Here is a 23666-nt window from a genome sequence, read left to right as displayed (position 1 = left end):
TAGATACATGAACGTTTTAAAGGTTTTATGGATGAGTTTATATATTTCTTTGTTTTAAAGTTGACAAAAGGAAACTAAATCTATTATATAGATATAAGAGTTTAGCAAGGTGTGCTTTAACGGTGAAATGCAAGCTGCTCAACTCATGAAATATTTATAAAAATAGTATATGAAGCCAAAAAAAGATTTTGAAATTTGTGTAAACTCTTTAGAGTATAAAGTATTATCATTTTTGAACAATTCTGATAGTGGTACTTATTTAGATATGTCCAATTTTATTGAGGATAAAAACCTCTTAAAAATTAAGCTACAAAATTTAGCAAAGGAAGGATTCATATATTTTGATGGAGGATGTCATATATCTTTTGGAGATGGAGGCGATTTCGTGAGAGAAGCATGTTTAGCAAAGATAAATGCTAAAGGGAAAAAGTATTTACAATCCCCTAAACAGACAAATAGTGTCAGTAACCATTACTACAATAATGTAAATCAGGTAATTCATGGTTCTGATTTTTCAATTGGTCAAAATAATAACAATACGAAGCAAGATGATAAATCTATATTAGAAAAAATACTTCATTTTCTATCCTCTAAGAAATTTATATTATCAATTCTTGGTGTCTTTATGGATGAGCTAATTAAAATACTACTCACCAATAAATGATATTTCAACTCTAAGTTTCACAGTAACCTTATATTAGCTAAACTTATGAAAGTTTTAAAGTAACACAATCAATACAAGAGATGCTGTGTTCATTAAAACACTTCTAAAGAATGATGTTTGTCCTTTATCACATGGACGATTGAGTAAATACAGTATGTTAATGAAGAATGTATACATAGTTATGGGCGTTTCCGGTTGCGGAAAAAGCACCATTGGTAAGATGTTATCTAAGCAATTACGAGTTCCTTTTTATGATGCAGATGATTTTCATCCCCAAGTTAGTGTAGATAAAATGGCATCTGGCATACCCTTACAAGATGAGGATAGATGGCCGTGGCTCGACAGTCTGGCTGGAGAGATACAGCAGTGGTCAAGTGATCAAGGAGCGGTTCTTGCTTGCTCAGCACTCAAGGAGATTTATAGGGAACGCCTATTTTCTCAATCTGCTTTTGAAAAAGCAAAACAAAACTTTATCTATCTTGATGCAAACTTTGAAGCACTGAGTAAACGGCTTGCTTCTAGGAAGAATCATTTTTTTAACCCTTCGTTATTACAGTCTCAGTTTGATACACTAGAAGTACCACAATATGGTATTCATGTGGCAGCTACTTTAGCAAAAGAAGACATCATAAAAAGAATACAACAAATTATAGAACAATAGGTTTATGGATTATCAACTACTACTAGCAGTAATTGCTGGGATTTCGGTCTTACTTCTTTTAATCCTTAGGCTCAAAATTCAGGCGTTTCTAGGTTTGCTTATTACTTGTATTGTAGTGGGCGTAATTGCTGGCATGGAGCCGAAATCTATACTGGATTCTGTAAAGAACGGAATGGGGGGAACCTTAGGTTTTGTAGCCACGGTAGTTGGGCTGGGAGCGTTATTTGGCGCTATTTTAGAACGATCAGGTGGAGCACAGCGACTAGCAGAATCCCTACTTAAGAAATTTGGAATAGATAAATCTCCTTGGGCAATCATGCTCACGGGATTTTTTGTCGCCATTCCCGTATTTTTTGATGTAGCATTTATCATTTTAATACCTATTGTTTATGCCTTACAGAAGAAAACGGGAAAGTCCCTACTTCTTTATGCTATCCCGCTGCTTGCAGGACTTGCAATCACACATACCTTTATACCACCCACACCAGGACCTATTGCTGTGGCCGAAATTTTAGGAGCCGATCTTGGCTATGTCATAATATTTGGCTTTTTAGCCGGTTTACCTGCTGCAGTTATTGCTGGGCCATTACTTGCAAGATATTTATCAAAAAGGATGCATATCACATCGCCTGAAGATATGGTGACCGAAATGGAAGTACCAGTAAATGCACCAAGTGCCGGAACTATTCTTCTAATAATCGCAATCCCTATTTTCTTAATCGTTTGTAATACCGTACTTAACAGTCCGCTATTTGAGGAAGGAGCTTTACCTAGTTGGCTCATTTTTGGAGCAGATTTACTTGGTCATCCATTTGTAGCGCTTATCATTGCAAATGTAGTTGCTTGGTACTTCTTAGGGATTAGAAAAGGATTTACTAAGGATGAACTTCTTGATTTTTCTACCAAATCTCTATATCCAGCTGGAGTTATTATTTTATTAACCGGTGCCGGTGGGGCTTTTAAACAAATACTAATTGACACCGGTGCAGGAACAATGATTGCCGAGAGTTTAAGTGGCGACTTCTTTCCTCCTGTGGTTTTTGGTTTTCTCGTTGCAGCTATTGTAAGAGTGTTACAAGGTAGCGCAACGGTTGCTATGATTACAGCTGCTGGAATAACAGCTCCGTTGTTAGGACTAACGGAAACTAGCGCGCCACAGCGAGCAGTGCTTGTGATTGCAATAGCTTCAGGAGCAAGTATATTTTCTCATGTAAATGACAGTGGCTTCTGGCTTGTAAAGCAATACCTAGGTCTCACAGAGAAAGAAACATTTAAGTCATGGACAGTCATGACCTCCCTTATCGCAATTGTAGGACTTATTGTCTCTACAATACTTTGGTTTATAGTATAGTTGAGATTTTCCTGATACATCAAAAAAAAGGGATAAGCACAATGCTTATCCCTTTTGTAATTTTAAAACGCTTTCGCGAAAGCGTACTACTATATCCCCGTATAATTTTGAGGAGTGATTGCTTTCAATTCCTTTTTAATAGCAGCGCTTACCTCAAGTGTATCTACAAACTCAGCCATAGACTTTTTTGTAATCTTACTGTTCACTCTCGTAAGTGCCTTAAGTGCTTCGTAAGGATTAGGATATCCCTCTCTTCTTAAAATAGTCTGGATAGCCTCTGCTACTACAGCCCAGTTATTCTCTAAGTCGGCAGCGATTTTTTCTTCGTTTATTAATAGCTTGTTCAATCCTTTTACGGTAGAACGTAATCCTATTAATGTATGTCCTAAGGGAACACCTATGTTTCTTAATACCGTACTATCCGTAAGATCTCTTTGTAGTCTTGAGATAGGTAGCTTTGCAGAAAGATGCTCAAAAATAGCGTTTGCAATACCTAAGTTTCCTTCACTGTTTTCAAAGTCAATTGGGTTCACTTTATGTGGCATTGCACTAGAACCTACTTCTCCAGCTTTAATTTTCTGCTTGAAGTAATCCATAGACACATAGGTCCAGAAATCACGATCAAGATCAATTAAAATGGTATTAATACGTTTAAGTCCATCAAATAATGCCGCCATGTGATCATAGTGCTCTATTTGTGTAGTAGGGAAGGAGTGGTGCATTTTAAGCGTGTCATGTACAAATGATTTACCAAATGCTCTCCAGTCTATAGATGGATATGCTACTTTATGTGCGTTGAAGTTTCCTGTAGCACCACCAAATTTTGCAGCACTAGGAATATCATTTAATAGATTAAGTTGCTCCTCTATACGAACCACAAAAACCTCAATCTCTTTTCCTAGTCGAGTAGGAGAAGCTGGTTGTCCATGTGTACGAGCTAGTAAAGGAACGTTTGCCCACTCATCTACAAGTTGTTTAAGGTGATCTACAACCTCCAATAGTTCTGGAATATATACTTGATTCATCGCGTCTTTAAGAGACATCGGGATCGCAGTATTATTAATATCTTGAGACGTTAATCCAAAGTGGATAAACTCTTTATATGATGCAAGATCGAGTGCGTCAAATTTTTCTTTGATAAAGTATTCTACCGCTTTTACATCGTGGTTTGTTACTTTCTCAATGTCTTTTATTGCCTGCGCATCTTCTGTAGTGAAGTCTTGGTAAATTTCGCGCAAAGCGGTAAAAACACTTTTATCTACATCCTCAAGTTGTGGGAGTGGTAACTCACATAGAGCGATAAAATATTCTACTTCTACTTTTACTCTGTATTTGATAAGTGCGGCTTCAGAAAAGAAAGGAGCTAAAGTTTCTGTTTTTGAAGCATAACGACCATCAATAGGTGAGATGGCTTGAAGTGGTGACAACGACATTTGTTGTGATTTTAGTTAAGGGACAAATATATATAGAAGACTTCGTCTATCCGAATTCTAATGCAAAAATCGACAGATTATAATAGGCCTCTTGCTTTAATTTCTAGATATTTATTAATAGTACTTACCGTGAGGTCATCTGGCTTAGTTAATATGGTTTGAATACCGTATTGTTCAAGTCGTGCAACCATTACTTTTTTATCAAGATCTGCTTTTTGGGCAATCGTTTTATGATACACCTCTGGAAGTGTTTCGGCAGGTGTTGCAATAAGCTGATCGAGTTCCGTGTTTTGGAAAAAGATAACTACCAAGACATGTTTTCGCGAAAGCGCTTTTAAATAAGGTAGCTGTCTTTCAAGCGCAGTTATGTGCTCAAAATTTGTGTACAATAGTAGTAAGCTGCGCTGTGTGATTTTACGTTTTACTTGGTTGTATAACGCACCATAATCATTGTCTAAAAACTTAGTGTCAATATTGTAAAGCACCTCTAAAATGGTCTGTAAGTGTGTTTTCTTACTACTCGCAGGAAGGTGGTTTTTAATAGTCTCTGCAAAAGTGAGCATCCCAACTTTGTCTTTTTTCTTTAAAGCAATATTTGAAAATGCAAGCGTACTGTTAATCGCATAATCTAATAGCGTCAGGCCTTTAAAAGGCATCTTCATCACACGACTAGCATCTATGAGCGCATATACAGGTTGCGACTTCTCATCTTGAAACTGATTTACCATAAGGCTCGCACGCTTTGCCGTTGCTTTCCAGTTAATGGTACGTGCATCATCACCAGGGACGTAGTCTTTAATTTGCTCAAACTCCATCGTGTGTCCCAGGCGGCGTATTTTTTTCATGCCGTGCATAGTAAGTCTATTGTCTAGGGCAAGAAATGCATACTTTTTCATCTGGATAAAGGATGGATACACCTTTACCATCTGATCTTTCTCAAAGCGGTAGCGACGTTTTACAAGTTTTAGCTTTGTGCTCACGTACACATTGAGATGCCCAAAGGTGTACTCACCGCGCTCTGTAGGACGCAAGGAATATACAAATGACCTTGTTTCTCGTGCTGGGATCTCAATTACTTTACTAAAATCACGTTTTTGAAACTGCTCTGGTATTTCATCTATAATATCAAGCGTAACTGCAAATGGGTATTTATTCTCAAGAACTACAGGAAGCTCGTTTGCATCACTGTTTGAGAATTTTTCTGGAAGCTCTCTTGCGCCTTTTATTTTTCCGCTTGCGCGAAAAAGGACTAATGCATCCACAAAAAATGCGAGTACCAGTACTAGTAGTAAGATATTAGTAATTCCAAAAAGGCTATTAAACCAATAGGAAATTAAATAAAGCACACCTATAAATGCCAGCGCATAGAATAAACGCTGGTGAACAAAAAAACCTTTTATAAATTTTATAATAGCCACTCTTAACGTGGTATTTCTACAGATTGAACAATCATGTCGATGACTTGCTCTGTGGTCATTCCTTCCATTTCACGCTCTGGAGCGAGTATAAGGCGGTGACGCATTACTGGTATAACCGCACGTTTTACATCTTCTGGAATCACAAAATCTCTACCTGCAATGGCAGCAAATGCTTTTGAAGCATTCATAATTGCTAGTGAGGCACGAGGAGATCCTCCAAGGTATAAATGTGGGTGCGTTCTAGATTTTACAACAATCTCTGCAACGTAGTTTAAAATTTTCTCTTCTATAAGTACTTCTTGCGTTTGCTTTCTAAAATCTGCTAGTTTTACAGGATTAAGTACGGCCTCAATACCTTTTTGTGGGGCACCACCTTTACGGTCATGATGGTTCTGCAGTATAGCAACTTCTTGTTCTAGCGTAGGGTAATCTACTTTGATTTTAAATAGAAAACGGTCTAGTTGTGCCTCTGGTAGTGCATATGTACCTTCTTGCTCTACTGGGTTTTGAGTTGCAAGCACCATAAAAGGAGGTTCCATAGTATACTTTGTACCATCTATAGTAATCTGGCGCTCTTCCATAGATTCAAAAAGTGCAGCTTGTGTTTTAGCTGGTGCACGGTTAATCTCATCTATAAGAACAATGTTTGAAAATATAGGACCTTTCTTGAATTCAAATTCGCTAGTTTTCATATTGAGAATCGAAGTTCCTAATACGTCACTTGGCATCAAGTCTGGTGTAAACTGTATACGTCCAAACTGCGTGTCAAGCGTTCTTGCAAATAATTTTGCAGTTACTGTCTTTGCGATACCAGGAACTCCCTCGATGAGTACGTGACCGTCAGAAAGTAAAGCCACAATGAGGAGCTCTATAAATTCGTGTTGCCCAATTATAATTTTACCAAGCTCTTCCCGTATTGCTTCGGCGGCATTGCGTAGCTCTTCTAATGGAATCCTGTTAGTAAACGCGATTCCTTCATCTGTTTGATTTACATCTTGCGATGGAGTAGGAGTAGCATTAGTGATTCCATCTGTTGTATTTTCTGGATCTTGTGGTGTGATATCGTCCATTATTTTTGATTTTTAAATGCTTCTATGCGTTTATTAAGTTCTAATAATTCTTCCTGACTTATAATTTGCTTAGCTCTTAAAGCCACCATATAATTAATCAGTGATTTAGTTTGTTCTAGTGTATTGTCACTTTTAGAGGCTAGCTTATTGATAAAACCTTCATTAATCACATTTGTGTCAAGAGCATAATTACTGCGTATGAACTCTAGAAAATGACTTATTTGATGGCTCACAATACTCTTGTGATCTTTCTTGTCAAGATACATTCCCGCAATAGTCTTTGTAAATGTGAGCGTCTGGTTAGGTAGTGGTTTTATAATTGGGATGGCTCGCTGCTTGCGTCTTCCTTCAAATACTACCCATAAAAAGGCACCTATGAGCAAGATGTAATAAGCCCACTTCAAATATCTATTTTGAAAGAATATATACAACGGACTTGTATAAATAGTTTTACCATTCTTATAGTGATTATCCCAGTAGAGCACATCATCTTGATCTAGATAGTAGAGTACATTTTTTGTGTATGTATAATTATCCTCTCTCAGTATAAAATAGTTTGTAAACGTCTCAGGCATTAGATGGATGACAATCTCACCTTTGCCAAAATCTTGTTTAACAAAATTTATTCTAGGTTCTGCTACAGTTATGGTGTCTTTATTAACCATAAGGCCAAATTCTCCTAAGGCAACCGTATTTGTGGTATCTACCTCTTCAAAAAAGCCAGCGGTAGTCTCAACGTCATGATAATATGGAGTTTCTCTACGTAAGCTTGGGTTTACAAGATTTACAAGTGGCTTGCGCTCAAAATTATCATAATCATAATAGAGATCAGTTTCTAGCGACAAGGTATCTAGTATAGTCTCTCCAATGCCTCTCGCTGCAATAAATAGCGTGTTACCCTCACTTACCCATGATAAAAGTTTGAGTGATTCATCTTCACTAAAAAGGATGTAATCATTTACAAACAAATATGTACCACGCGCATCCGTACTATCTGACATAAACTCATAAGGAGGTATGCGCACTTCCTTAAACTTATCCTCTTGCCAGTTATTTTCTAGTAGGTCATGTAACACATACGTTCCGTAGGGGATTTTATCTGTCTTTGTATAACTAGGATACCAGTTTATATCTTCCTTAGTACTTGACTCCATATAAATAACGAGTGCAAGAGCAAGTAGCAGCACACCAGCAATTACTTTAAACTTATTGCTCATAGCTGATTATTTATTTGGGTGAAAGAGGTTTTTGCTTTCGCGAAAGCGGTCTCATCGACCTCAAAATTTCCATACCAGATATAGTCGTAAATATCTGTCACTTTTCTGAACTGGCTTCTTAAACTAAGGTCTTCTATTTCAAATAAATAGTCATGATTTGTCTTTTGTACTTGCCAGTCTATAAGATCTTGTTCACTCATTTTCTGAAGTATACGTAGATAATAAAAACGCACAGCTAGTCTATAATTACCAGCAGCAATTGCCTGCTCAATGAGTTGGTCTAAATCTTGTCGCTGTATCAGTTCTTCATCATCTGATAGTAAGGTCTCAGGAGCTTTTATTTTTTCCATTAATAAGGAACCGCTATCTATTTTCATAAATAGCCATACAAAGAACACTAGTAAAGCTACGATGAGTATGTAGGGTAGTAGCTCTACTATAACTGCCCAAAAACCCGTAGCCTCGTTGCCACCAGTGAGCCAGCGTATGAACGCGTTATATAGATCGTTAATTTTTCTTTTAAAACGTGACCACAAAGTATCTTCTGGAGTGGCTTCTTTATAATTGAAGTCGTCGTCTTGTTTATATTTATCAAGACTATTTTCAGTGATGGGTAGCGGTGTTAGTTTTTCGTTGTCATAAGTGACAATACCACGAGGATCGTGATAGGTGTTTTCGGGATAGATTACTTCCTCTTCAACGATTTCCTCTGCTGTAGTTTCTTCCTGAGTTTGTTGTATAGCGGTAGCTTTCGCGCAAAGCGAACACAAAAAGAGCATACATAGCAGCAATACTTTATGCATTATTGCTACCTATATTGTTTATTTGATCAAGACTTCCCGTCTGATTTTTACGCTCGTTAAGGTTGAAGTAAATGAAGTTTACGGAGATGGCGAGTATGGTGTATAAGATATAGTTCATTGCAGAGGCTAGGACCTGTAATACTAGGTATACATTGTCAAAAAGTGCTGCTGGATCACCCATTGAGCCAGATTGTACACTACTTATGGTCTTGATAAGCGTATAAATAAGTACTGGAACTTGAAAAACAAAGCCAATTACCCCAATTAAAAACCCAAGGATGATTATCGTTATAAAAGTCATCCACCACTCGCCTTTAATTAAGTTTGCACTTTCTTTAATACTTTCTTTTATGCTAAGATTCTTGTCTATAATAGCAGGAAAGATGACACTAAGCTTGACATAAACATAAAGCAAAGGAAAGATGGCTAGTACAACAACTAAGACGCCTATGGTTTCTGATCCGGTTGAAAATATGGCGCCACCTAATACAACTGGAACTAACGCTACTACTAGCACAATTAATAAGTTTGTAAAACCCAATCCTAAAAAAGTGCCAGTCTTGGATTTAATGGTATCTACCACTGCAGTAGTGTCTGGAACGTCACCTCCAGCGATGTAAGCTTTAATATATTCAGAAACGCTTCCGTAAAGCATTGAATTGTAAATTATACCTACAATGGCAAGGCATGCAACAGAGATGAAGAAGCTACTCATATCTGATCCGTCACCAAAACTTGTTAAGAAATTTGCTCCCGCCGTCGCGTTCGTGTAGAACCCTACAGCAACAATGAGAAGTATGAACGGTATAGCACAAGTGCGAACAAGTACTTTGAGAAGTGGTTTTGCATTACGGCGTAAAAAGGTGAATGTATCACTTATGATCTGGCCAAGTTCACGCTGTTTTCTAAATTCCACTAGTTTAGTTAAGGTCATTAATTATAAATTTTCAAGATTAGGAATAAGCGCTAGTCTAGCAGCTTCTTCTTTATGTTTTTTAATAGGGTAGTACACGTAATAAAATATGATTAAAGCGAGAGAGCTTGCAATAATTACAATTGTAAGCCAGTCTGGCATTTCTGTATGTCTTGTTACAAACCCTTCTAGAAAACCTGCTATTACAAATAGTGGTATGGTGCTTACAACGATTTTGAGACCATTTTTCATTCCTCTTTTAAACGATTCTAGGCGCGTGTATGTCTGAGGAAATAAAATAGAATTACCTAGCACCATGCCTGCGCACCCTGCTATGATTATCACTGAGATTTCTATAGTACCATGTATCCATATGGTACGCACAGACTCCCAGCCTACGCCTTGCTCAAAAAAGAAGTATTGAAAACTGCCTAGCATGATAGCGTTGCGCATGATGATATACAACGATCCTATTGTTAAGAATATCCCATAAACAAAAGCCATCAATGCTACTTTTATATTGTTAATGGTAATTCCTAAAAACATATTGAGCTCACCTTGTTTCTTATAAACACCCATGGGATCACCTTTCTCAATGTTACTGAGTGTCATGTTTACATAACCATCACCCATAATACTTCTTACAAAAGAGCCATCATTTGCAGCACTATATGCGCCAATAAGGCTAAATAATAAAAAGGTTAAAAAAGCGATAAGCAGTTGTCGCTGGTAGCGATACATAATAAGCGGGAACTCCTCTGTAAAGAATGTTATAAAGCGCTTGCTTGACTCACGCTTTGTCTTGTATATGATTTGATGTGACTGAGAGGCAAGGTGATTTAAATACTCTAAAGTCTTGCTTTGAGGATAAAATGTTTGCGCATAACTAAGGTGATCTGTCACTTCCATGTAAAGACTAGATAGCTCATCTGGATGAATCTGATCTTTGTTGACCAGAACACTTTCGAATGTTAACCATTTATCCTTATTTTGCTTGACAAAAGCAGCTTCACGCATTTTCAACTTGTTATAGAGGTAAAGAAAAAGAATATATGGATAACTTTCAAATAGAAACCGCCCAAAATGTAAGTATTTATCAGAATGTTGCGAGTATAGGCGATCGCATTCTTGCATATCTAATCGATGGTGTAATTTTGATTGCTTATTGGATTCTTTCTTTGTTTTTGATTGCACAATTTGGGTTAGACTCACAGTCTATGGGCGATATTTGGGCTTACTACTTGGTTTTGGGCTTACCTATTTTTCTTTATTACATTCTTTTTGAAACATTCTGGGACGGAAAAACACCAGGTAAAGCAGCCATGAAAATTAGAGTAGTCAAGCTAGATGGTTCAAAACCAGGGTTTGGAAGTTACTTTGTACGATGGATTATGCGCATTATTGATATTGCGGGTTCCTCTGGGGGAATTGCCGTGGTAAGTATACTTATAAGCGAGAAGGGGCAGCGCTTAGGAGATATGGCAGCAGGTACTACCGTAATAACAGAAAAGAAACGTGTACGTCTTTCTGATAGTCTCATAGTAGATATTCCCGTAGATTACGTGCCTACCTATCCTCAAGTGACCGTTTTTAATGATAAAGATGTACAGCTTATTAAAACACTATTTTTAAATGCTAAGCGCAATGGTAATCACAATGTGATTGTAAAGCTAGCAGATAGGCTCAGGGAGAAAATGGATGTAGCTACTCCAGACGAGAATAATATTCAATTTGTAGAGCGTGTCCTTGCAGATTATAACTACTACACACAGCAATAATGGAGATTACTACAATTATTGATATTCTAGGTACGATCTCTTTTGCGATATCCGGAGCGCTCACGGCCATGCGCAAAAAGATGGATGTCTTCGGAATTCTTATTATAGCACTAGTCACCTCTGTAGGGGGAGGTACCTTGAGAGATATACTCATAGGGAAAACCCCTGTGAGCTGGATGCTTAACATAACGTTTGTATACGTGATTTTTGCTGCTACTATTGTAGCAATTATTTTTAGAAGTCAGCTTAAGTATGTGAGACGTTCTTTGTTCTTGTTTGATACCATTGGTATTGCTTTATACACTATGGCTGGAGTACAAATTGCAAGTGCAGCAGGGTTACATCCCGTAATCTGTGTAGTGCTAGGTACTATTTCTGCATGTTTTGGTGGTGTATTGCGTGATATATTATGTAATGAAATTCCTGTGATTTTCCATAAAGAGATATATGCCACTGTATGTATACTAGGAGGAAGTATCTACTTGTCACTTGAAACCTACGGCATGCCTAAAGTTTATGCTATGCTTGTTGCAGGCAGTATCACTATTCTTATAAGAACCCTTGCTGTAGTAAGGAAATGGAGTTTACCTAGTGTTTATAGAAAACAACACGCATAAAAAAAGGTTTCTGCGCTAGCAGAAACCTTTTAAAACCTAATAGACTCTTTAGAAAACAGGTTTAAAATATTTTAAAGGCTAATTCAAATAATTTATAAAACCAAATACTAGTTCTAGTGTTGAGACTACAGTATATACTTATAGACGAGAAAAAGTGAGCAAAGTTTCAAGGCAAGGATTGAATTAACAATATTTTAACCAAGGAGGATGTATTTGGCCTGAAAAGCCTCAAAAAACAAAATCCCGAGACTCGAGTTCTCGGGATTTCTTTGTTAGGTATCGTCTTTAATAAACACTAACCATCAAAACGAATTAAAAACGTTCCTAACAAATAAGTTAACTTACCCTATAGACGGTTTAAAAGAGTCAACGTTACACCATAATTATTATTTAACTTTACCTTATGTTAAAAGCAACCATGGTTATAGGCGCTTCATTGAAGCCACAGAGATATTCACATAGAGCAATCATACGTCTCAATGCTCAGAATCATCCCGTTATTGCGGTTGGGTTAAGAGGAGGAAAGGTAGGTGATATAGGGATTATCACTTTCGATCAAGCATTAGAGACAGTAGATGAGCTTAAAGAAGATTTAGATACTATTACACTATATCTTAATCCGCAGCGGCAAGAGGCTTATTATGACTTCATAATTAACCTGGCTCCTAAGCGCGTAATCTTTAACCCAGGAACAGAAAATCCCGTTCTTTATAAAAAGTTACAAGAGCACAATATAGAAGTTGATGTTGCTTGTACACTAGTATTACTAGCCACAGACCAGTATTAAATTTTTCTCGTTTTTATACGTACGCTTTCGCGAAATCGTAATAAACTACTTTCTTATAAATAATAATCCTAAAAAGGTCAAAGCACCGTTTAAGATTAATATAAAGAACCCAAATTCAAATCCCACTCCTGCCGAAAGCGTACTTATGATGTATGCAAGAATAGGCGATGCAATGGCAACTACTGGGACAAACTTGTCTTTTACATTCCATTTTGTAAAGAGTCCGTAAGCATACAGGCCTAAGAGAGGTCCATATGTATATCCAGCAAACGTAAATAGTTTTGCGATTACTGTAGCATCTGCAATTACGTATTTAAATATGATGATCACGGCAATGAGTAAAAGCGACATTACAATGTGGATGCGTTTGCGCACTGCTACTTGCTTTACGGCATCATATTTTTTTTCGATGTCTAGTATGTCTATACTAAAAGACGTGGTAAGTGATGTAAGTGCGCTATCTGCACTTGAATATGCAGCTGCAATTAATCCCAGTAAGAAAACAATAGCGAGTCCTATTCCCAAGCCACTATTTACAGCAATTGTAGGGAAGAGTTGGTCTTTGTGAGCATCGATTCCATTTTGAGAAGCATATACAGTGAGTAATAATCCTAGTGCTAAGAATACAAGATTTACAATGGTAAGTACGATAGTAAACCAAAACATATTTTTTTGAGCATCACCTAGATTACGACAAGTAAGGTTTTTTTGCATCATATCTTGATCTAGCCCTGTCATTACAATAGAAATAAAAGCTCCAGATAAAAATTGCTTTACAAAGAAGTCACCACTTTTCCAGTCGTCAAAAAAGAAAATCTGACTCATATCGCTATTAGAAATGAGATCTAAAGCCGCTCCTGCATTGAGACCCATCTCATCGCTCACAAAGTAGATAGCCACACCCACCGCGATAAGCATAAAGAGTGTCTGTAATGTGTCTGTCCACACAATAGTTTTGATACCAGCTTTAAAGGTGTATAGCCAGATAAGGATGATGGTGAGGGTTACTGTTACAAAAAATGGTACACCCATCTCATCAAAAACGAGTAGCTGTAATACGTTTGCAACTAGGTACAATCTAAAACTCGCACCTATAATTCTGCTTAGTAAAAAGAAAGAAGCTCCAGTCTTATAAGAATAGGTGCCAAATCTTCCTTCTAGATAGGTGTAGATAGAAGTAAGGTTCAATTTATAGTAGAGTGGGAGTAGTACGAGGCCTATTACCGCATAACCCACAGTGTAACCAAGTACGACTTGAAAGTAACTAAAGCTTGATGCCTCAATCCATCCAGGTACAGATATAAAGGTAACTCCAGATAGTGAAGCTCCTATCATGCCAAAAGCAACAAGGTACCAAGGGGATTGCTTTCCTGCTTTAAAAAAATCTGTGTTAGAATCTCCTCTACTTGTAAGGTAACTTATAAGCATTAAGACACCAAAGTATCCTCCAATGAGAAGTAAAATATGAATGGGTTGCATACATGAATCGTTAGGTCATACGAATATAGCCTTTTGATAAATAATTGCAGATTGTAAGAATAAAATTATCTAGATAATTACCACCTACTACTCGTAACGCAATGACTCTACTGGGTCAAGCTTAGCAGCTTTTATAGCAGGAAATAATCCGGATAGAATAGCTATGACAAAAGTGATAATTGTGGCCGCAATGATTGCTCCCCAAGGAGTTGTAAATACAAACCCAGCGACAGAGGCTATTAGTGCTCCTATACTTATACCAAGTATGATTCCTAGAAGTCCGCCTAGCTGTCCAACGATAATTGCTTCATAAAGAAATTGTGCAGCAATTACAGATTTTTTAGCGCCCAGTGCTTTTCTCACACCTATCTCCCGTGTACGCTCCGTTACAGAAACGAGCATAATATTCATAAGGGCAATACATGAACCAAAAATGGTGATAATACTAATTACCCAGGCGGCAACACCTAGTACACCAGTAATCTCACTAATCTGATTAATCAAGTCGTCGCTACGGCCTATACCAAAGTTATTATCTTCTACAGGTGAGAGACCACGTATGTTTCTAAAGGTGAGAATGGCTTCCTCCTCAGCGCTGTCTAGCAGCTCTGTGTCTTCTACCATTACACTCACGTTGTAGTTTATGTTAGGTTGGGTAAACATCGTTCTCGCAACTTGTATAGGGATAAGTACTCGTAAATCTTGATTGTTCCCAAAGGTGGCACCCTTTTCCTCTAGCATCCCGATTACGTTAAATTTGGTGCCTCGTATACTTATGGTTTTCCCTATGGGGTTATCATCCTTAAATATATTTTTATAAAAGTCACTCCCTAATACACAAACTCGTGTGTTGTTATCAATATCAAAAGAAGTAAAGTTTCTTCCTTTTTCTAGTTTGAGTCCAGAGTTGTTTAAAAAGTTTTCATTCACACCTACCACACTTGCTTCTGGATCTGTTTTGTCACTTTCGTACTTCACCTCAGCACTACGTGTTCCTTGAAAAGAAATAGCCGTAAGCGCAGTAGGGTAGTTATATTGTTCTGTAAATTCTTTTACTTGACGATAGCCTATAATCGGGTTAATGACTTGCTTCTCATCAGAGCGTCTAGAGGTAAACTCATAACGTTGCAGGTTAAAGGTATTACTTCCCATACTTGCAAAATCTGAGCTTATTGTATTCTCAAGCGCCTTTACAAGGCTAAGTATACCTACTAAAGCCGTAATTCCTATCGCAATAATAAAAACGGTTAAGACAGTTCTAAGAAGCTGACTTTTGATACTATCAAAGGCAATACGAAGATTCTCGCGGAAGAGTGAAAACATATTTTTAGATCAGAATTGGTTGGAACAATTTACAATAAGACTATCAAGTGGTCAAAACGTTACCATTATTTCTAGATTCTTTTTTGTTTTAGCTTTTAGGAGCGTATTAAGTTCTGTGTATTTGCTAGCGTTTCCTCCCGCTTTCCGTTGCAATTCCTCAGCATGGCCACGCCATTGCTTGCGGGATTTACACTACAATCGGGGCTATAGAGCACTGTTTTTGAATAGCGACTTACAAGAGAAGAAGAGAATGAAATAAGAAGTCTTGTCAAAGTTTCAAAATCTTGCTCGCAACCCCTCATTTTTTAAGATATTTGTGCAATGCCGTTTGGTAATGTTGGTAGTGGATTTGCAGAGATTTGACGGTAAACATCTTCTCAGCAATGATTAATGTAAAATAGCTTTTGGTGGATGTTTATCACATTTTCGCGAAAGCGTAAACAGATCATTTTCCGCAACAGTATTTCTCTATGAAGAGAGAGTCAGGTAGATGTAAGCAAGAGTAATAGCCTCTAGCATAATTAAAATGTAGGTGATATTCTAATAGAATCAATTACCAGATTACCAAAATATAAACGTAAAGGATTAACGTCTAACATATAATATGAGTACAAAACCTTCTATACCTAAAGGAACCAGAGATTTTTCACCAGAAGAAGTTGCAAAGCGCAGCTATATTATGAACACCATACGCACGCAGTTTCAGCGTTTTGGTTTTCAACCTATCGAGACGCCTAGTTTTGAAAACAGCAGCACTTTGATGGGAAAGTACGGAGAAGAAGGTGATCGCTTGATATTTAAGATTCTTAATAGTGGTGACTATTTACGTAAGGTGAAGGATGACGCTTTCGCGAAAGCGGACTCAACAGCACTCACACCACAAATCTCAGAAAAAGCACTTCGTTACGATCTTACGGTACCTTTTGCGAGATACGTAGTACAACATCAAAATGATATTGTATTCCCATTTAAGCGTTTCCAGATGCAACCCGTATGGAGAGCAGACCGTCCACAGAAGGGACGTTTCCGCGAGTTCTATCAGTGTGATGCAGATGTGGTAGGAAGTGATTCTCTATGGCAAGAAGTGGAGTTTGTACAGTTATATGATGCTGTCTTTAGCGCATTAAAGCTAGAAGGAGTGACTATCAAAATGAACAACCGCAAGGTACTTTCTGGTATTGCAGAGGTGATAGGCGCAAGTGATAAACTCATAGATTTTACCGTAGCGCTAGATAAGCTTGACAAAATAGGAGAAGAGGGCGTTACTAAAGAAATGCTTGCCAAAGGCATTACTCAAGAGGCGATAGATAAGGTAGCACCGTTGTTTACACTATCTGGTTCTTTTGGTGATCAGCTAGCAACACTTAAAACCTTGCTTGCAGATTCTGAGATGGGAATGGAGGGAATTAACGAACTGCTATTTATCAATGATGCCATTGAGAACTTAGGTTTACAAACCGCAACACTACAACTAGACGTAACCCTAGCCCGCGGACTCAATTATTACACGGGAGCTATTTTTGAAGTAAGTGCTCCAGAAGGTGTAAAGATGGGAAGTATAGGTGGCGGTGGTCGCTATGCAGATCTTACAGGTATTTTTGGGCTTAAGGATATGAGTGGTGTAGGGATCTCTTTTGGTCTTGACCGTATTTACCTTGTAATAGAAGAGCTAGGCTTATTTCCAGAAGAGGCGACAGAAGGTGTAAAAGTGTTTTTTGTAAACTTTGGTGATCAAGAAGCGGGTTATGCAATGCAAGCGATAAGCAAGCTACGCCAATCAGGAATCTCAGCCGAGTTATATCCAGATGCTGTGACGAGCAATAAGCAAATGAAAAAGCAAATGACCTATGCAAACCGTCGTAATATTCCTTATTTAGTACTAGCTGGAAAAGAAGAGATGGATGCAAAACAATACACGCTCAAAAATATGGCAGAAGGCTCACAAGAGACTGTAAGCATAGATGAGCTAGTAGCAGCTTTGAAATAAAATTTTTATTTCCCCAGCCCTAAAGGGAGTAAGAATTATAATGAATAAACCGAGCTACTCTTTAGGGACGGGGAAAGCTCGGTGAGAAATTAAAACAGAGCCACCCTTCAAGAACGGGAAGCTCGGTGACTAACGACTATTGACATAACACCTATGAACATCGATTTTAAAAAACTCCTTCCGCATATTCTAGTTGTACTTGGCTTTATAGTCGTGGCGCTGGTTTACTTCAATCCGGTGTTATCTGGAAAGCGCATTTATCAAAATGATATCAAGCTCTATGAAGGGATGGCAAAGCAGCATCGAGATTTTAGAGCAGAGACTGGTGAGGAGACCTACTGGACTAATAGTGCCTTTGGAGGGATGCCTACCTACCAGATGGGAGCGAGGTTTGAGTATGATATGATGGATAAGTTGGACCGTGTGATTCGCTTCTTACCACGCCCAGCAGATTATCTTTTTCTATATTTTATTTCTTTTTATGCGTTAATGCTTGTGATGCGCGTTCCTTGGAAGCTTGCTGTAGTTGGTGCGCTTGCCTTTGGCCTGTCTACCTATCTCATTATCATTATAGGCGTAGGGCATAATTCAAAGGTGCACGCCATAGGTTATTTTCCGCTCGTACTTGCGGGTATTATACTCACGTATCAGAAACGATATCTCTGGGGATTTTTACTCACTGCCGTTGCAATGGGGCTAGAAATACAGGCTAATCACTACCAGATGACCTATTATCTAGGGTTGCTTTGTGTGATTTTAGGGATTGCATACCTCATAGATGCTATCAAGAAAAATCAACTTCCACATTTCTTTAAAGCTTCGGGAATACTAGTAATTGCCGTACTATTAGGTCTCGCTACAAACGCAACCACCTTACTTGCTACTGCAGAGTATGCAGAGACAAGTATACGTGGCGAGCAATTATTAAAAGATGATCTAGCAAAAGACGCCGTAGAAGACGGTCTTGGCTTTGATTACATAACGCAGTGGAGTTATGGAAAGCTAGAGTCTCTCAATCTCATTGCATCAGATTTTATGGGAACCGGTACTGCTGCCGATTTGGGTCGTGATTCCGCTTTCGCGAAAAAGTTAAGCGAGTTAGGAGTGCCTCCTAATGAAGTAAGTTACTATGCGCAAGGAACAAGATTGTACTGGGGAGAACAACCCTTTGTAGAAGCTCCTCCATACCTTGGAGTAACCGTTTTTGCACTTGCATTATTAGGACTGTTTCTAGTAAATGGAAGATTGCGCTGGTGGTTACTAGCAGGTATGATGGTATCGCTCGTGTTAAGTTGGGGAAAAAACGTAGAAGGAATTACACGTTTCTTTATTGACTACATTCCGTTATATAATAAGTTTAGAGCGGTTACGAGTATACAGGTGATTTTAGAATTACTGTTACCTATCGCTGCAATGGTAGGGTTACACAGATTTTTAAACGACCGAGTAGATCAAGCCGAAAAGCAAAAGAAGTTGCTTATCGCTATAGGTTCGCTAGCAGGTCTTTTTGTGATACTCTACCTTTTTAGCGGAAGCTTATTTAACCTACGCTCTGCCGCCGAAGGACAGATGGCCATCGAGCAACCAGAAATATTAAATGCCATAAAAGAAGATCGCCTCGCTGTATTAAAAAGTGATGTGTTGAGGTCTTTACTATTTGTGCTTTTTATAGGAACCGCTCTGTGGTTAACGCTCAAGAAAAAGATTTCAGAAAACATTGCAATAATCACCATTGGTGCGCTCATAGTTTTTGACCTTGTAGGTGTAGATAGACGTTCTGTAAATGAAGAAAACTTCATCACCCAGCGACAATATGATCAAAACTTCCAGATTACTCCAGCAGATGAGGAGATGCTTAAGGATGATAGCTATTTCCGTGTGATTGATCTTGCTCGAGGATTTAATAATAGCCATACTTCGTACTATTTCAATTCGCTTAACGGTTATTCTGCTGTACAACCGCGTACGATTGATGATTTATACAATCAGCAGATTGCTCAGGGTAATGCTGAGGTGCTTAATATGTACAATGTAAAATACATCCTTCAAGATAGTGAGCAGGGTATGGGGATAAGCAAAAACCCAGAAGCAAACGGTCCAGCTTGGTTTGTAAATGAGATACAGTACGTACCAGATTATAATGCAGAGTTTGATGGTCTCACAAAAGTAGACACAAAAAATACAGTACTCATCCGTGAAGAATATCGTGAGGAACTAGGAAACTTCCAGCCTCGTAGAGATAGCACAGCTGTGGTACAAACTAAAGAGGTACAACCTAACAAACTCGTGTACCAAGTAGAAAATGGAAGCGATGGCTTTATGGTCTTTGCAGAGAACTATTACAAAAATGGATGGATTGCTACTGTAGATGGTGTAGAAACTACCATTTTGCCAGTAAACTATGCCTTGAGAGGTATAAAGGTGCCTGCAGGCGCTCACGAAGTGGTGATGACTTTTGAACCACAAGTGGTAAAAACCGGAGGGATGATTATGCTAGGCAGTAGTTTATTACTTTTCTTACTAGTTGCGGGAGGAATATTCTACACGGTAAAAAACCGTGATACAGAAGCACAGGCTTAATGAATAACAAGGTACTCATCATCGCATATTATTGGCCGCCTGCTGGTGGTCCCGGTGTGCAACGATGGCTCAAGTTTACAAAGTACCTACCAGAATTTGGCATAGCACCTATTGTTTACGTTCCAGAAAATCCTAGTTATCCTATTATAGATGATTCTTTGGTTGCTGAGGTTTCAGATAAGGTGACTGTGATTAAACAACCTATTAAAGAGCCGTATGGGTGGGCGAGTACGCTTTCGCGAAAGCAAACTAAAACCATTTCATCGGGCATTTTACCTAAGGAAGGAAAGCAAAGTTTGTTACAAAAAGCGATGCTCTACGTGCGTGGAAACTTCTTTGTGCCAGACGCAAGAGTAGGGTGGGTAGCACCTTCTGTGGAGTACTTGAAAAAGTACGTCGAAGAAAACAATATTGAAAAAATCATCACTACAGGACCTCCGCACAGTCTACATCTTATAGGTAACCAACTCAAAAGCTGGAAACCCAACCTAAGTTGGTTAGCCGATTTTAGAGATCCGTGGACGACTATTGGGTATCACGATAAACTCCGAATGACCGCCAAAACAAAAGCGCGCCACAAGCAGTTAGAAAAGCAAGTACTCACCACTGCAGATCATATCATTGTAACCAGCCCAGGAACAAAACGAGAATTTCAAGCGCTTACCGAAAGATCTATTACCGTTATCACAAATGGATTTGACGATAGAGTAATCACTCTGCATCAACCTACAGAGCGGTTTGTACTATCTCACATAGGTTCTTTACTCTCAGACCGTAATCCGCAGTTGTTGTGGAAGGTGTTGAGAGAATTATGTGATGAGTTACCAGCCTTTTCTAAAGCGTTAGAAATACAGCTTGTAGGGAAAGTAAGTCAAGAAATCATTGACGCAATAACGGCAGCCGGTCTAGAGTCACAATTAAACCTTGTAGGTTATGTAAGTCATCAAGAAGCACAACGATTACAAGAACAAGCAAATGCCTTGCTCCTCATAGAAATTAACGCCAATAAGACGAAAGGCATCATAGCAGGAAAACTTTTTGAATACCTAAGCGCACAGCGACCAATAGTCGCGATAGGTCCTAAGGGAGCAGATATAGGAGCTATTATAGAAAAAACAGCAACAGGTAGTTTTGTAGATTACAGTCAAGAGAAAAACTTGAAATCAGTAATTGAAGCGTTATTTACTGGTGACTTCAATTATGAAAGTAATACAACAGAAGTAGCCAAATATCATAGGAGAGAGCTCACAGCACAACTGAGTAATTTAATAGCGCAACTATAAAAGAAAACTGTGGGAATCGTATTAAAACAATCTTTTCAGAATCTTATAACGACCTACTTAGGTTTTGGTTTAGGTGCCGTAAATACACTGTTTTTGTACGTAAACTTTATGAGCGACACCTATTATGGGTTAGTGAGTTTTATTCTGTCTACCGCGTTTATTTTAGTGCCTTTTCTGGCTTTTGGGGTTCAAAATACGATAGTCAAGTTTTACTCATCTTTTGAGGGAGAAGATCAAGATCGGTTTCTAAGTTGGATGCTGGTTTTACCACTATTTTTAATTTTACCCATTACTGGAATCACGTATTTCTTACATCAACAAATTGCAGATTTCCTTTCGTCAAAAAATGAGATTGTTTCTGGCTACGTGTGGTATATCTTCATTATCGCCTTATCGTCGGCTTATTTTGAGATATTTTTCTCTTGGTCTAAAGTGCAGCTCAAAAGTACGTTCGGTAATTTTTTAAAGGAGGTTTTTCATCGTTTGGGCGTGACCTTACTTCTTGTGTTACTGGCTTTTTCTATCATAAATGTGGATACTTTTTTAGTGCTTACGGTTGCAATCTACGTAGTGAGAATGATTGTGATGCTGCTCTATGCCTTTGGACAACGAAAGCCTGTTTTTACGCTTTCGCGAAAGCGTAATCCCTCAAAACTTGATAGACAGCGCACCGCTATTATAAAGTACTCAACGCTTATCATAATTGCGGGTTCTGTGGCGACTTTGCTTATCGATATAGACAAGTTTATGATAGGTAAATATGTGGCGATAGAAAATGTAGCTTACTATGCAGTAGCTATCTACATCGCAACGGTGATAGGTGTGCCTGCGAGGGCAATGCACCAGATTACGTATCCGATGGTGGCAGGTATGCTCAATAATAAACAGTGGGAGGAAATGCGCATACTTTACAAGAAAAGTAGCCTGAGTTTATTAGTAATTTCTGGCTTGTTATTTTTACTGATATGCTGTAATATCAAAAGCCTTTATCTCATTGTAGGTCCAGCCTATGCGACGGCACTTTATGTAGTACTTTGTATAAGTGCTTCAAAACTTTTAGATAACTGTCTGGGTATAAATAATGCTATTGTATTTAATAGTGATTATTATCGAATTGTACTGGCAATAGGTGTTGTGGCGGTAATTGTAGCAGTAATTTTAAATATGGTGTTAATTCCCACACTGGGGATAAATGGTGCAGGAGTGGCAACGCTTATCGCAACGGTAGGCTACTCGCTTGCCAAATTACTTGTGGTGCAAGCCAAATTTAAAATGCAACCATTTTCTAAAAAGTCGCTATTAACCTTTGGAGTGATTGCTACCTTGTTTTGTGGGTTTTACTTTTGGGATTTTTCTTTTAATCCGCTAGTGGCAATTGTTGTAAAAGGCACTATGTTAGGAAGTATATACCTCATACTTTCTTATAAGCTTGAACTTTCTTTAGATATCAATAACGCGATCGATAGCGTGCTTGATACTGTGTTTAATAGATAGAAACTTTGCTTAATAACATAGAAAAACCCCGATTTACAATTGTAAATCGAGGCTTTAACAAACCAACCAAAGTTATCGTTAGTATTTGAGGATTAACAATTATCCTCGTACACGTATTTTTTTATTCTTCTTAATCTTTATATTTCTTCCGTTTGCACGCTGTGCTCTGTGTGTACGGTAGTTATAATCTACAAGATCTACAATACGACCTCTTCTGTTATAAATCACCTTCATATCTCCTACACGATCTAGACGACCATTATTATATCTTAAGGCAACAGAACCTATCTGTCTTACTTTACCACGACGGTTGTAATCTATGAGATTGCGACCTACTTTATAAATTTCACCTTGACGGTTATACTTTACAAAAGTGTTATTTCTGTAAGGATATGTTACACCATAGGCGTGTCCCGGCGTACCTTGATTAAAACCTCTGCGCCCTTGTGTGCGAGTTTGATATCTATTACCACGTTGTGTAAAATCAAACTGTCCATTTGTATATACCTCAAAGGTGATACCTCTCTCAGTAAATGTGATAGACTGTGGTACATTGTAACGTGGCCCTCTTTCTGTAGTGTGATCGAGATCTGTCACTGTGTTTGCTTGTGCAGTCATTCCTCCTAGAAACAAAACTGCGATTAATAGCTTTTTCATAATATAAAAGTATTAGGGTTGATACGTTACCGTCTTTCGGTGTACGCTTGCTAGTTAGTTTGCAATCAGCGTGCCAGAAATAGAAAAACCTTGTTACGTACAGTGTTTATAGGTGTTTACGCTTTCGCGAAAATGTACTCGGTATGAGTCT

At 38.2% G+C, this 23666-nt stretch carries 20 protein-coding genes; 10 read left to right on the top strand and 10 right to left on the bottom strand.

Annotated elements, in window-relative coordinates; all coding sequences use genetic code 11:
• Positions 1–169: 169 nt before the first annotated feature.
• The 3 genes from SJY23_RS13455 to SJY23_RS13445 all read left to right on the top strand — a co-directional run bounded on the left by SJY23_RS13455 (position 170) and on the right by SJY23_RS13445 (position 2676).
• Positions 170–664 carry a hypothetical protein gene (locus tag SJY23_RS13455; RefSeq protein WP_396596741.1) on the top strand — a complete coding sequence of 165 codons (495 nt, stop codon included), beginning with the start codon at positions 170–172 and terminating at the stop codon, positions 662–664.
• Between the two features lie 160 nt (positions 665–824).
• Positions 825–1325: a gluconokinase gene (locus SJY23_RS13450; RefSeq protein ID WP_396596740.1), complete on the top strand. Its 501-nt coding sequence runs from the start codon at positions 825–827 to the stop codon at positions 1323–1325.
• Between the two features lie 4 nt (positions 1326–1329).
• Positions 1330–2676: a GntP family permease gene (locus SJY23_RS13445; RefSeq protein ID WP_396596739.1), complete on the top strand. Its 1347-nt coding sequence runs from the start codon at positions 1330–1332 to the stop codon at positions 2674–2676.
• A gap of 89 nt (positions 2677–2765) precedes the next feature.
• Here the strand turns inward: SJY23_RS13445 and purB are convergent, their stop codons facing one another.
• The 7 genes from purB to SJY23_RS13410 all read right to left on the bottom strand — a co-directional run bounded on the left by purB (position 2766) and on the right by SJY23_RS13410 (position 10547).
• Positions 2766–4109: an adenylosuccinate lyase gene (purB, locus tag SJY23_RS13440; RefSeq protein WP_035336693.1), complete on the bottom strand. Its 1344-nt coding sequence runs from the start codon at positions 4107–4109 to the stop codon at positions 2766–2768.
• A gap of 77 nt (positions 4110–4186) precedes the next feature.
• Entirely contained in the window at positions 4187–5521 is a 1335-nt protein-coding gene (locus tag SJY23_RS13435; protein ID WP_396598126.1) for a DUF58 domain-containing protein, read from the bottom strand.
• Between the two features lie 8 nt (positions 5522–5529).
• The gene (locus SJY23_RS13430) at positions 5530–6597 is read right to left on the bottom strand and encodes an AAA family ATPase (protein WP_396596738.1); all 1068 of its coding nucleotides are present in this window, start codon (positions 6595–6597) and stop codon (positions 5530–5532) included.
• Positions 6597–7814 carry a DUF4350 domain-containing protein gene (locus SJY23_RS13425; RefSeq protein ID WP_396596737.1) on the bottom strand — a complete coding sequence of 406 codons (1218 nt, stop codon included), beginning with the start codon at positions 7812–7814 and terminating at the stop codon, positions 6597–6599. The genes SJY23_RS13430 and SJY23_RS13425 overlap by 1 nt, the downstream gene beginning before the upstream one ends.
• Positions 7811–8617: a DUF4129 domain-containing protein gene (locus tag SJY23_RS13420; RefSeq protein WP_396596736.1), complete on the bottom strand. Its 807-nt coding sequence runs from the start codon at positions 8615–8617 to the stop codon at positions 7811–7813. The genes SJY23_RS13425 and SJY23_RS13420 overlap by 4 nt, the downstream gene beginning before the upstream one ends.
• Positions 8610–9551 carry a hypothetical protein gene (locus SJY23_RS13415; protein ID WP_035336696.1) on the bottom strand — a complete coding sequence of 314 codons (942 nt, stop codon included), beginning with the start codon at positions 9549–9551 and terminating at the stop codon, positions 8610–8612. Before SJY23_RS13415 ends, SJY23_RS13420 begins: the two co-directional genes overlap by 8 nt.
• A gap of 3 nt (positions 9552–9554) precedes the next feature.
• On the bottom strand, positions 9555–10547 hold the full coding sequence (locus SJY23_RS13410) for a stage II sporulation protein M (protein ID WP_396596735.1): 993 nt from the start codon (positions 10545–10547) through the stop codon (positions 9555–9557).
• 35 nt (positions 10548–10582) lie between these two features.
• Here SJY23_RS13410 and SJY23_RS13405 point away from each other — a divergent pair, with 35 nt between their 5' ends.
• From SJY23_RS13405 to SJY23_RS13395, 3 genes are all read left to right on the top strand, one after another.
• On the top strand, positions 10583–11308 hold the full coding sequence (locus tag SJY23_RS13405; RefSeq protein WP_396596734.1) for an RDD family protein: 726 nt from the start codon (positions 10583–10585) through the stop codon (positions 11306–11308).
• The gene (locus tag SJY23_RS13400; RefSeq protein ID WP_396596733.1) at positions 11308–11925 is read left to right on the top strand and encodes a trimeric intracellular cation channel family protein; all 618 of its coding nucleotides are present in this window, start codon (positions 11308–11310) and stop codon (positions 11923–11925) included. The genes SJY23_RS13405 and SJY23_RS13400 overlap by 1 nt, the downstream gene beginning before the upstream one ends.
• Positions 11926–12328: 403 nt before the next feature.
• Positions 12329–12712: a CoA-binding protein gene (locus tag SJY23_RS13395; protein WP_396596732.1), complete on the top strand. Its 384-nt coding sequence runs from the start codon at positions 12329–12331 to the stop codon at positions 12710–12712.
• Positions 12713–12757: 45 nt separating this feature from the next.
• On the opposite strand, the gene SJY23_RS13390 is transcribed toward SJY23_RS13395, so the two are convergent.
• Positions 12758–14191, bottom strand: coding sequence for a sodium:solute symporter (locus SJY23_RS13390; RefSeq protein ID WP_396596731.1), 1434 nt, complete (start codon positions 14189–14191; stop codon positions 12758–12760).
• A gap of 87 nt (positions 14192–14278) precedes the next feature.
• Positions 14279–15514, bottom strand: coding sequence for an ABC transporter permease (locus SJY23_RS13385; protein ID WP_396596730.1), 1236 nt, complete (start codon positions 15512–15514; stop codon positions 14279–14281).
• Positions 15515–16118: 604 nt separating this feature from the next.
• Here SJY23_RS13385 and hisS point away from each other — a divergent pair.
• The 4 genes from hisS (at position 16119) to SJY23_RS13365 (ending at position 22858) form a co-directional block, all read left to right on the top strand.
• Complete coding sequence (hisS, locus tag SJY23_RS13380; protein ID WP_396596729.1) at positions 16119–17501, top strand: histidine--tRNA ligase; 1383 nt, start codon at positions 16119–16121, stop codon at positions 17499–17501.
• A gap of 153 nt (positions 17502–17654) precedes the next feature.
• Positions 17655–20081, top strand: a complete 2427-nt coding sequence (locus tag SJY23_RS13375) for a YfhO family protein (RefSeq protein ID WP_396596728.1) — start codon at positions 17655–17657, stop codon at positions 20079–20081.
• Positions 20081–21364: a glycosyl transferase family 1 gene (locus SJY23_RS13370; RefSeq protein WP_396596727.1), complete on the top strand. Its 1284-nt coding sequence runs from the start codon at positions 20081–20083 to the stop codon at positions 21362–21364. The genes SJY23_RS13375 and SJY23_RS13370 overlap by 1 nt, the downstream gene beginning before the upstream one ends.
• 9 nt (positions 21365–21373) lie before the next feature.
• On the top strand, positions 21374–22858 hold the full coding sequence (locus tag SJY23_RS13365; RefSeq protein ID WP_396596726.1) for a lipopolysaccharide biosynthesis protein: 1485 nt from the start codon (positions 21374–21376) through the stop codon (positions 22856–22858).
• A gap of 99 nt (positions 22859–22957) precedes the next feature.
• Here SJY23_RS13365 and SJY23_RS13360 read toward each other — a convergent pair whose 3' ends face one another.
• Positions 22958–23515 carry a hypothetical protein gene (locus SJY23_RS13360; RefSeq protein ID WP_396596725.1) on the bottom strand — a complete coding sequence of 186 codons (558 nt, stop codon included), beginning with the start codon at positions 23513–23515 and terminating at the stop codon, positions 22958–22960.
• Positions 23516–23666: the final 151 nt, after the last annotated feature.

Origin of the sequence: Dokdonia sp. R86516, assembly GCF_044596715.1 — a bacterium.
Classification (GTDB): Bacteria; Bacteroidota; Bacteroidia; order Flavobacteriales; family Flavobacteriaceae; genus Dokdonia.
This window is presented reverse-complemented; position numbering and strand designations above follow the sequence as displayed.